The sequence below is a fragment of the Achromobacter sp. genome (assembly GCF_036567245.1).
In the GTDB taxonomy this organism is placed as follows: Bacteria; Pseudomonadota; Gammaproteobacteria; order Burkholderiales; family Burkholderiaceae_B; genus Achromobacter.
Genome location: NZ_DATCUY010000256.1, coordinates 1 through 9577, shown reverse-complemented (window position 1 = coordinate 9577; position 9577 = coordinate 1). Strand labels below are relative to the sequence as shown.

Below are 9577 nucleotides of genomic sequence, written 5' to 3'. Positions count from 1 at the left end.
GCTGGCGCGCGATAGCGGTTGCGGCGCAAGCAGCTCGGCGCCAGCCACGCCGCTTGCGCCCGCCCGCAACGCGATGCGCACCAGTCCGGCCTCCTCTTCGAACACGAAGGCATCCGGCACGGTCAGGCCCGAGGCGGCCATTTCGCGCGCCAGCACCACGGCCGTGCCCACATTCGGATGCCCCGCGAACGGCACCTCGCGGTCTGGCGTGAAGATGCGGACCCACGCAGTATTAGCGGGATCCCGCGGCGGCAGCACGAAGCTCGTTTCCGAGTAATTGAACTCGCGCGCGATGCGCTGCATCTGCGTCGTGCTCAAGCCCTGCCCGTCGAACACGACCGCCAGCGGATTGCCGCCGTACGCTTGGCTGGTGAACACATCGGCGGTGACATAACGGTAGCGCATGGAACGTCCTTTCAAGCCGCGCGGACTGCGCGGCGACCCGGGAAGTGTGCGGGGCCGGCGGACGGCCCGCCAGACACAGAGGCAGAGAATCTCGACCGTAACAGCGGCGGATTTGGCATAGACTGTGCAGTCCAAGCCCAGCGCTTTCCGGCCCATCCCGGCCGCAGCCGGCACATGACGATTTGCGCACGCCAGGAACCCGCCCAATGTCCACGGTACGCACCTACTTTCAGAACCTCCTGCCTGCCGGCGAACTTGCCCGGTTGATGCGGGCCCAGGAGCCGTTCTTTCTCGAGAACATCCCCGACATCGATGAAACCGTGGCGGCAGTGCAGACGCTCTGCTACGACAATGGACTGACAGTGCAGGTACTCAGGCAACCCTACAGCAGCGGCATAACGGGTTGGGATCTGGCGAGTTTGCTTCCCGCCTGGTTCGCCGGTCTTGCTCTTGGCCTCTTTGCCGCCACCACGCTGGGCAGGCCACGCACGGATGTCACCCTCAAACTGCGCAGCAACAGCTTGCTCGAAGTATGTTTTTCCCGGCCTGCGCCCCATCCCGGCGCTGCGTTGCCCTGACCTGCGCCACGCGCCGCCCTCCTGCCTTGCATCAACCTGGCCTCCGCTCAGGCCTAGTACAATGTCCCATATATGGGGATGAAAAAGATGAAAGACAGTGCAAGCCCCGCAGGGGCGCTTACCGTCGAAGCGGCGGTAGGTCTGGCGGAGAACTGGGCCCGCGCGCATCACGCGGACGCCGAGCGAAGCAGGAAATTCGCCACCCAGTGGCATCAGGACACCAGCCCTGACGACAGACAAGGCGACGTGCTCCTCAGGGATCTCGCCTTCTTTTTCCAGGCCGCTACCCAGGACGCCGCCTACTGGCGCTCGGTCGGCGACTTCACCGAGGAAGCCACCGGCCCTTGGGGAATCCAGGCGCTGAAAGCATTGGCCGGCTTGAACTTCATCGGCCTTGCGGCGTCCATCATCCTGTTTGCGGCGCGCGACAGCTCAGCCTTCACGGCCGGCGCGATGAGCGCTTGCGCCTTGTTCCTGGCCGGGCTGCTGCTGGCCTATCCGGCGCTGCGGCTCACCGGCATTTCCCGCTCCACGGCAAACGCCGCCTCGGCCATCCAGAGCCGCGAGGCGGGCGCCGCATCCACCTGGGAACAACTGCGCTCGGCCAATGACGGCAACCCCAACATCGGCCGCAGGGAACGCAAGATCGCCTTGCGCCTGGCCGCGATCATGGCCGCCACGGCCACGGCAGGCTGTGCGCTGTTGATCGCGACGGTGTGGGTCTAGCGGGCCGCCATGCCGGCTCCAGCGCGGCGTCCGCTACCGGCGCCGGGGCGGCGCCTCGCTCGCCGCGTCAGCCTGAGCATCGAAGGCCGCCCTGGCCACATCGATGTCGGCAATATGTTTGCTGGCCCAGCATCCCAACGCGGTCACGGGTTCGGTGAGCGAGCGCCCAAGCGGCGTCAGCTCATATTCCACATGCGGCGGCATCACTGAATAGACCGTGCGCTTGACCAAGCCATCACGCTCCAGCCCGCGCAGGCAAAGCGTCAACATCCGTTGCGAGATGCCGTTGATGGTGCGCTTGATTTCGGTGAAACGACGCGGACCATCAGACAGAATCATGATGATGAGCACACTCCATTTTTCACCGATGCGCGCCAGCACCTGACTGATCTTTTGACAGTCATACTCGTGCAAGGCGTGGAGCTTTTCAGTCACATTCATAATACCGAGTTCTCCTGATGTGCCGTATTGTGCACGGTCGGGACCGTAGTTACATTGCTAGCCTCAGTCACAATTTTATACCGAGGCTACCCGCAATGAAGACCCCCCGCAGCAGCGCCGACCAGCAGCAAACCCAACCCAGAACCCTCAAGTACGTTTCCTGGGGCTTGCGCCTCCTGGCCGCCGTCGTATTCCTTGCGGCCGCCGCCGCCAAACTGTCGGGTGCTCCGGAAATGGTCCAGGCCTTCGACCACATCGGCGTCGGACAATGGTTCCGCGTCGTTACCGGCCTCGTCGAAGTGGCCGGCGGGATTGCGGTCCTCATCCCCGCGACAGTCTTCCTCGGCGGACTGCTGCTGAGCGCCACCATGATCGGCGCCGTGCTGGCCCATTCATTTGTCATCGAGGGCAGCCCCGTTCCGGCCATCGTCCTACTGCTAGTCAGCGCTGCGATCGCCTGGCTGCATCGCCCCGGCAGGCCGGCCGCAAGCACCGGCCCATCGCCCGTCATGCCACCGGCGTAACCGCCCTCCCCGTCGTGAAGAACGACACCAGGTTCCGTATCGCCAGTTCCGCCATCAGGCGGCGCGTCTCGTGCGTGGCGCTGCCGATATGAGGCGCCAGGATCACGTTGGGCATGCGCCGCAGCGGACTCTCGCCCAGCGGCTCGTTTTCGAACACGTCGAGCGCTGCGCCCTGGATGATGCCGTTGACCAGCGCATGGCACAGGTCGGCCTCCTTGATGACCGAGCCGCGGGCGACGTTGACGACCAGACCGTCGGAACCCAGCGCCTGCAGCACGGTCGCGTCAACGAGATGGCGCGTGGCCTCGCCTCCGGGGCATGACAGGATCAACACGTCCACGTCGCGGGCCAAGGCGGGCAGTGAATCGAAGTGCCGCCATGGCACATCCTGGCGCGTGCGGCCGAAATAGCTGAGGTCCACTTCAAACGGCGCGAGCCGCTGCACGATCTCTTTGCCTATGCGACCCAGGCCGACGATACCGACCCGCTTGCCCGCCAAGCTCGCCCCCAGCGGAAAAGGCGAGGCCTGCCACGCGCCGGTGCGCACAAAACCGTCGGCCGCGGGCAGACGCCGCAGCAAGGCGAGCAGCATTCCCACCGCCAACTCCGCCACGGCCTTGTTCAACACGTCCGGCGTGTTGGTCACGACGATGTTCTTCGCACGCGCGTGGTCCAGCGCGATCCCGTCGTAGCCGACGCCGTTGGTGGCAACGATGCGCAAGCCCGGCAGACGATCCATGAGTTCGGCCGGAATCCGGTAGTTCGAGCGCGTGACGATGCCGCCAATCGCGGCAACCTGAGCCAGATCGTTTTGCAGCGCGTCTTCCTCGATCAACGTGAACATCGAACGGAACTGCGCTTCCACCGACTCGGGAAATACCCCTACCTTGAGCAAAGGGGGAAACCTGCCGCCCCGATCCTCAGGGCTGTTTGCTGCTGCCTGGCGCTCTTCGGCCAGTTCATGCTCCATCATGGATTTCAACCTCGACGCTATAACATACGGGGAATTGGCGCGATAAGCCTGCAACCATCGTGGCCGGGCTCGTAGCAGTACGTGCGATCTTCAACCTGACGTTTCTCCTTTCAGGGCAATAGCCCATCGCATCATGGACATAAAGTGCATGCAGAGCTTCGTCGCGGTCGTCGAAGCAGGTTCGTTCGCCGAAGCCGCGCGCAAGCTCGATCTGACCTCGGCCGCCATCGCCGCGCGCATCAAGGCGCTGGAAATGGATCTGGGCGTGGCGCTGGTAAAACGTTCGGGACGCTCTGTCAGGCCGACCGAAAGCGGCATGCGCATCCTCGAAGGCACCAAGGCGGCCATCCGCAACATCCGCGATCTGCGCGCCATGGCCATCGACGGTGACCAGCCGGGCGAGTTCCGCATCGGCTGTTTCGTGTCCGCGCTTACGAACGTGCTGCCTCCCATACTCAAGTCCCTGTACCGCAGGCATCCGGACGCCTCCGTATTCGTCACGCCGGGCGGTTCCATAGATCTGTGCGGCAAGGTCGTCAATGGCGAACTCGACGCCGCCATCGTGGTGGAGCCGCAGTTCGCCGTGCCCAAGAGCTGTCTGTGGCAGCCGTTCATGGAAGAGCCGCTGGTCGTGGTGGCCCCGTCCCATCTGGCGGACCAAGACGCCCACACCCTGCTGTCGACCCAACCCTTCATACGCTATGACCGGAACATATACGGCGGCCAACTGGCCGACCGCTATCTGCGCGACCACCAGATCTGGCCCAAGCAGCGTCTGGAGATCGACGGCCTGCTCGCCATCGTCGCCCTGGTGCACGAGGGCCTGGGCGTTGCGCTGATTCCGGACTGGTCCTCCATGTGGAAGTCGCTCGACGTGGCGCGCATCCCGCTGCCCAACCGCGCGCCCGTGCGCAGAAACGGCCTGATCTGGAACACCCGCGGCCATCACGCCAAGATGGCCGCGTCGATTTCCCAGGATGCCCGGGCCATTTTCGGCAACATGGAAGCACGCCGGGCAAAGCAGTAGTCCTACTCGGACTTGCCCGGCACGCCCCGCAGGAAGTCGAAATCCACACCCTTGTCGGCCTGGGTCACCGTATCGAGGAACAGCTTCTTGTAGCCGCGCTCGGCCGTGGGCGGCGTGACCGGCTGCTCGCGGCGGCGGCGTTCCAGTTCTTCCTCCGACACCAGCAGCGAAATTTCCCGCTGGCTCACGCTCAGGCGTATGCGGTCGCCGTTCCGTACATACGCCAGCGGCCCGCCTATGGCTGCTTCCGGCGTGACGTGCAGCACGATGGTGCCAAAAGCGGTGCCGCTCATGCGGCCGTCCGAGATCCGGATGATGTCCTTCACTCCCTGCGACGCCAGCTTCTTGGGGATCGGGATATAGCCCGCCTCCGGCATGCCGGGCGCGCCCTTGGGGCCGATGTTCTTCAGCACCAGGATGTCCTGCGGCGTGACGTCCAGATCAGCGGCATCGATGCGGCTCGCCAGGTCCTCCGCGTTCTCGAACACCACGGCGCGCCCTTCATGCTCCATCAGCCCGGCATTGGCGGATGACTGCTTGATGATGGCGCCTTCGGGAGCCAGGTTGCCGGACAGCACGGCAATGCCCCCTTGCGGATAGATCGGGTTCTGCCGCGTCCTGACCACGCTCTGCGCGAAGCCCGGCCCCGAGCGCTCGATCTCCTCGCCCAGCGTTCTGCCGGTCACAGTCAGCGCATCCAGTTTGAGCAGAGGCTTGAGTTCGCGCAGCAGCGTGGCCATGCCGCCCGCCTTGTGGAAGTCTTCCATGTAGTGCTGGCCGGAAGGCTTCAGGTCCACCAGCACGGGCGTCTCGCGCCCCATGCGGTCCAGCGCCTGCAAATCCAGGTCCAGGCCCAGCCGGCCGGCGATGGCGGTGAGATGGATGATGCCGTTGGTGGACCCGCCGATGGCCAGCAGCACGCGCATGGCGTTTTCGAAGGAATCGGCGGTCAGAATCTTCGAGACGGACAGGCGTTGTCTGGCGATCTCGACCGCCTGCGCGCCCGTGAGCTCGGCAATGCGCATCCGGTCCGCCGTGACCGCCGGCGGCGTGGCGCCGCCGGGCACGGTCATGCCCAGCGCTTCGGCGATACAGGCCATGGTGCTTGCCGTGCCCATGACCGAACAGGTGCCCACGCTGGCCACGAGCTGATTATTGACGTCGGCGATCTCCTGATCGTCGATTTCCTCGGCGCGGTACTTGCCCCAGTACCTGCGGCAATCCGTGCATGCGCCCACCCGCTCGGACCGGTGCGAACCCGTCAGCATCGATCCCGTCACCAGCTGGATCGCCGGTATGTCCGCCGACGCCGCGCCCATGAGCTGGGCCGGCACGGTCTTGTCGCATCCGCCGATGAGCACCACCGCGTCCATGGGCTGCGCGCGTATCAGTTCCTCGGTGTCCATGGACATGAGGTTGCGCAGGTACATGCTGGTGGGAAAGGAAAAGCTCTCGTGGATGGAGATGGTCGGGAAATCCATCGGCAGCCCGCCCGCGAACATAATGCCGCGCTTGACGGCCTCCAGCAGCTGCGGCGCGTTGCCGTGGCAGGGATTGTAGGCGCTGCCCGTGTTGGCGATGCCGATCACCGGCCGGTCCAGCGCGCCGTCCGTGTAGCCCGCGCCCTTGATGAAGGCCTTGCGCAGGAACAGCGAGAAGCCGCTGTCGCCATAGCTGGTGAGGCCCTTGCGCAGGCCGCCGGCCTGGTCCTGCGATGATCCGGTGTCTTTCTTGCTCATCTTGTTCAAGCTGCTTCCAGTTAATTTACGGTGATGCCGCCGTCGCGGATGACCTTGGCCCACTGCTCGATTTCCGCGTTCAGGCGCGCCTTGGAGGCCTCGACATCGAGCGCGTCGGCATAAACGCCTTGCTGCAACAGTTGGGCCTTGGCATCGTCCTTGGCCAGCGCCGTGGTCAGCGCCTTGTTGATCTTGGCGACAATGGGGGCCGGCGTGCCCGCCGGCGCCATCACGCCAAAGAGCGAACTGACGTTAAAGCCGCTGAAACCCTGTTCCTCGGCAGTGGGAATGTCCGGCAGCATCGAGACGCGTTGGGGCGTGAGCACGGCCAGCGGACGCAACTGGCCGGACTTGATGAAGGAAATCGCGGCGGGAACCGTCTCCGTCATGGTCTCGACCTGGCCTCCGACCAGGTCCGTCATGGCCGGGCCGCTACCGCGGTAAGCCACGTGCTCGATCTTGACGCCCGCGATCTGCTTGAACAGTTCCATGGCCATGCGCTGGGGAGCGCCGGCGCCCGACGAAGCGAAATTGAGTTTTCCGGGATTCGCCTTCGCGTAGCTCACCAGCTCGGACAGCGATTTGATCGGCAGCTTGGGATTGACCACGGCCACCAGCGGCACGAAACCAACCACGCCGGCAGGCGCGAAGTCCTTGCGCAAGTCATATGGGATGGTGTCCTTCTCCAGGGTCGCCATGACCGAATGCGAGGTCAGCGCCCCCATCAGCAAGGTATAGCCGTCGGGCTGGGCGCGCGCCACTTCGGCCGCGCCGATGTTGCCGCCTGCTCCGCCACGGTTCTCGATCACGACCTGGCCGCCGATCTCTTCGCTCAGGCGCTGGCCCACGATGCGCCCGATCACGTCCGTCGCGCCTCCGGGCGGATAGGGAATGATCAGGCGGATGGGCTTGCTGGGATAGTTGTCGGCAGCCTGTGCGGAAGCATGGCCAGGAATGGTGAAAGCGGCGGCCGCGAGGAAGGCGGCTGCGACGATGTTGATGCGCTTGCGCGCGGCATTCTTACAGAACATTTTTGTCTCCCGATGCGTTCTTATGGCTTGAAAGCTCTACACGCATGTTCGCAAACTCTCGCCGGCGAAAAGAGAAAAAAATTTATGTTCTGTCAAAAAAATCCCTGAAAGTCCCAGGACATTCGGATGAGGAAAATCCGGACCGCACTTCGGTTTTGTTGGGTAGAGTTCTTGAGTCGCCGGCGTCCGGACTGCGGGATTCCGATGCTCGCCCCGGTGGGGCTGCGCTTCGGATCCCTCCGCCCGGCCACCGGCTCACAGCATCTACCCATGAACGGGGTCCGAAACCAACGCATTGGGCGACTGCCAGCCGAGGACCCCGGAGCCATCCGAAGCGCAGCCCCACCGGGGCGAGCATCGGAATGGCGCAGGGCAGCCTCGGCGGCTAAAGAACCCTGACATCCGCAAGCTCGAAGCCCTGCCGCCCCAAGCCGCCCGCGTCCGTGGCAATCAGGGCTGCGGCCCGCCGGGCAGCACCAGCTTTTCCAGGTAGTCCAGATCCTCGCGCACCAGCCGCAGGGACTCGCTCACGTCCGGCGAGCGCGGCCGCCGGGAGGCGTCGCGCAACAGCGATTGCACAGCCATGTCGGCCATGATGGCCGCGACTTCGGCGCGGCCCAGCCGACCGTCCGGCTTGTACCACCATGCCGACCAGTTGCACATGCCGATGAGGCTGAAAGCCGCGACGTGCGGGTCGACCATGCGGAACTGGCCGTCGCGGATGCCGTTTTCGATGACCCGGCTGAAATTTTCCAGCACGTTGCGCCGCGACGCCTGCACGGCCGCGCGCTGCTTGGGCGTCATGTCGGCCTCGGTCCGGTCGGCCACGCGGAATTCGGCGGTGCGCGACAGGATCAGGTCGGCATGCTGCGTGACCAGGGCGCGCAGCGCCTCGACCGGATCCAGATCCTCGCGCGTGGCGGTTTCGCCAGCCATTTTCTTGGCCGCGCTCAGCACGTCTTCAGTCAGCGAACGCAGGATCGCGTCCTTGCTCTTGAAGTAGTAGTAGACGGCAGTGCGGCTCAGGCCCAGCGACTCGGCGATGTCCTGGATGCTGGTGCCGCCGGAGCCGCGCTTGATGAAGAGCGTGGCCGCGGCGTCGAGTATGGCGGTGCGCAGCGCTTCGCCCTTCAGCGCTCCCTTGGTGCTTGCGTCGTTCACGTTGCGATGTTCCTCGAATAGACCGTCCGGGACGGCCCCGTCCCGAAATTATGGCACGCGCGATTCCGCTTCCAGGCCGCGCCGGCCATTGTTTTGCCTCTGTTGAGTCCCTCATTTTTGACGATACTGTCAATTTTTTAAATTTAATTGACACTAAAGTCAAATATTCGTCTAATACGTCAAACCGAGGTCCACGGACCATCGCCACAGGAGACGAATGTGACTACCGCCGCCCCCTCCAGCCAGATCACCGCAGGCTTTCTCAACACCGATTGGAATCCTCGCGACCTGCCCGCCGGCGCCTCGACCCGCAACGTCGTGCTGCGCACCGCGGATGGCGCCGCCACCTCCGGATCGCTGTACCAGCCGACCGGCCCGCGCCCCGACACCGTGGTCTGCGTCATGCATCCGCGCGAGTTCATGGCCTGCCATTACCTGATCCCCGACATCGTCGGCGCCGGCCTTGCCGCCTGGTCGCAAGGCGCCCGTTCGGTCGGCAACGACCTCAGGCTGGAACATGAACAGGCGCTGCAGGACGTGGCCGCCGGCCTGCGCTTCCTGCGCGAACAGGGTTTCAAGAAGATCGTGCTGCTGGGCAATTCCGGCGGGGCCGGCCTGTATGCCTTCTACGCGCAGCAAGCCGGCCTGCCCGCCGGCGAACGCGTCACCCGCACGCCGGGCGGCAAGCCCAGCGGACTGGACGAACTGGATATGCCCGAGGTGCATGGGCTGGTGCTGGTAGGCCCGCACCCCGGCCAGGGCGCGCTGCTGCTGAACTGCATCGACCCATCCGTCGGCGACGAGAACGACGCGCTGTCGGTGGTGGCGGAGCTTGATCCGCTGGCGCCCGAAAACGGCTACCGGCCCAAAGGCCAGGCGCGCTATGCGCCGGAATTCGTCGCCCGCTACCGCCAGGCGCAGCGCGAACGCGTGGCGCGTCTGGACGCGCAAGCCCGGCAAATGATCGCCGAC

The 9577-nt window shown here is 64.9% G+C and carries 10 protein-coding genes and 1 pseudogene; 5 read left to right on the top strand and 6 right to left on the bottom strand.

From position 1 onward, the window contains the following. Positions 1–405, bottom strand: a 405-nt coding sequence (locus tag VIR09_RS11430; protein WP_332012975.1) for a PhzF family phenazine biosynthesis isomerase, incomplete at its 3' end; no start/stop codon positions are given. Positions 406–611: 206 nt separating this feature from the next. Here VIR09_RS11430 and VIR09_RS11425 point away from each other — a divergent pair. Further along, positions 612–983 carry a hypothetical protein gene (locus VIR09_RS11425; protein ID WP_332012974.1) on the top strand — a complete coding sequence of 124 codons (372 nt, stop codon included), beginning with the start codon at positions 612–614 and terminating at the stop codon, positions 981–983. Positions 984–1070: 87 nt separating this feature from the next. Next, positions 1071–1709: a hypothetical protein gene (locus tag VIR09_RS11420; protein WP_332012973.1), complete on the top strand. Its 639-nt coding sequence runs from the start codon at positions 1071–1073 to the stop codon at positions 1707–1709. Positions 1710–1742: 33 nt separating this feature from the next. Here the strand turns inward: VIR09_RS11420 and VIR09_RS11415 are convergent, their stop codons facing one another. After that, on the bottom strand, positions 1743–2150 hold the full coding sequence (locus VIR09_RS11415; RefSeq protein ID WP_332012972.1) for a helix-turn-helix domain-containing protein: 408 nt from the start codon (positions 2148–2150) through the stop codon (positions 1743–1745). A gap of 95 nt (positions 2151–2245) precedes the next feature. On the opposite strand from VIR09_RS11415, the gene VIR09_RS11410 reads away from it, so the two are divergent. Next, complete coding sequence (locus tag VIR09_RS11410) at positions 2246–2674, top strand: DoxX family protein (protein WP_332012971.1); 429 nt, start codon at positions 2246–2248, stop codon at positions 2672–2674. On the opposite strand, the gene VIR09_RS11405 is transcribed toward VIR09_RS11410, so the two are convergent. Beyond that, the gene (locus VIR09_RS11405; RefSeq protein WP_332012970.1) at positions 2658–3647 is read right to left on the bottom strand and encodes a 2-hydroxyacid dehydrogenase; all 990 of its coding nucleotides are present in this window, start codon (positions 3645–3647) and stop codon (positions 2658–2660) included. The two genes, VIR09_RS11410 and VIR09_RS11405, sit on opposite strands and share 17 nt — an antisense overlap. Before the next feature lie 133 nt (positions 3648–3780). On the opposite strand from VIR09_RS11405, the gene VIR09_RS11400 reads away from it, so the two are divergent. Beyond that, on the top strand, positions 3781–4674 hold the full coding sequence (locus VIR09_RS11400) for a LysR family transcriptional regulator (protein ID WP_332012969.1): 894 nt from the start codon (positions 3781–3783) through the stop codon (positions 4672–4674). 2 nt (positions 4675–4676) lie between these two features. Here the strand turns inward: VIR09_RS11400 and VIR09_RS11395 are convergent, their stop codons facing one another. The 3 genes from VIR09_RS11395 to VIR09_RS11385 form a co-directional block, all read right to left on the bottom strand. Next, positions 4677–6413 (bottom strand): IlvD/Edd family dehydratase, encoded by a 1737-nt coding sequence (locus tag VIR09_RS11395; protein ID WP_332012968.1) that lies wholly within the window; start codon positions 6411–6413, stop codon positions 4677–4679. A 20-nt stretch (positions 6414–6433) separates the two neighbouring features. Continuing rightward, the gene (locus tag VIR09_RS11390; protein WP_332012967.1) at positions 6434–7444 is read right to left on the bottom strand and encodes a tripartite tricarboxylate transporter substrate binding protein; all 1011 of its coding nucleotides are present in this window, start codon (positions 7442–7444) and stop codon (positions 6434–6436) included. A 450-nt stretch (positions 7445–7894) separates the two neighbouring features. Further along, positions 7895–8605: a TetR/AcrR family transcriptional regulator gene (locus VIR09_RS11385; RefSeq protein ID WP_332012966.1), complete on the bottom strand. Its 711-nt coding sequence runs from the start codon at positions 8603–8605 to the stop codon at positions 7895–7897. A gap of 219 nt (positions 8606–8824) precedes the next feature. On the opposite strand from VIR09_RS11385, the pseudogene VIR09_RS11380 reads away from it, so the two are divergent. Further along, positions 8825–9577 (top strand): annotated as a pseudogene (locus VIR09_RS11380) (alpha/beta hydrolase); the annotation flags it as partial.

Coding starts and splice junctions, on each gene's coding strand:
- VIR09_RS11425 (WP_332012974.1), top strand. CDS start 612: ATGTCCACGGTACGCACCTACTTTCAGAACCTCCTGCCTGCCGGCGAA.
- VIR09_RS11420 (WP_332012973.1), top strand. CDS start 1,071: ATGAAAGACAGTGCAAGCCCCGCAGGGGCGCTTACCGTCGAAGCGGCG.
- VIR09_RS11415 (WP_332012972.1), bottom strand. CDS start 2,150: ATGAATGTGACTGAAAAGCTCCACGCCTTGCACGAGTATGACTGTCAA.
- VIR09_RS11410 (WP_332012971.1), top strand. CDS start 2,246: ATGAAGACCCCCCGCAGCAGCGCCGACCAGCAGCAAACCCAACCCAGA.
- VIR09_RS11405 (WP_332012970.1), bottom strand. CDS start 3,647: ATGATGGAGCATGAACTGGCCGAAGAGCGCCAGGCAGCAGCAAACAGC.
- VIR09_RS11400 (WP_332012969.1), top strand. CDS start 3,781: ATGGACATAAAGTGCATGCAGAGCTTCGTCGCGGTCGTCGAAGCAGGT.
- VIR09_RS11395 (WP_332012968.1), bottom strand. CDS start 6,413: ATGAGCAAGAAAGACACCGGATCATCGCAGGACCAGGCCGGCGGCCTG.
- VIR09_RS11390 (WP_332012967.1), bottom strand. CDS start 7,444: ATGTTCTGTAAGAATGCCGCGCGCAAGCGCATCAACATCGTCGCAGCC.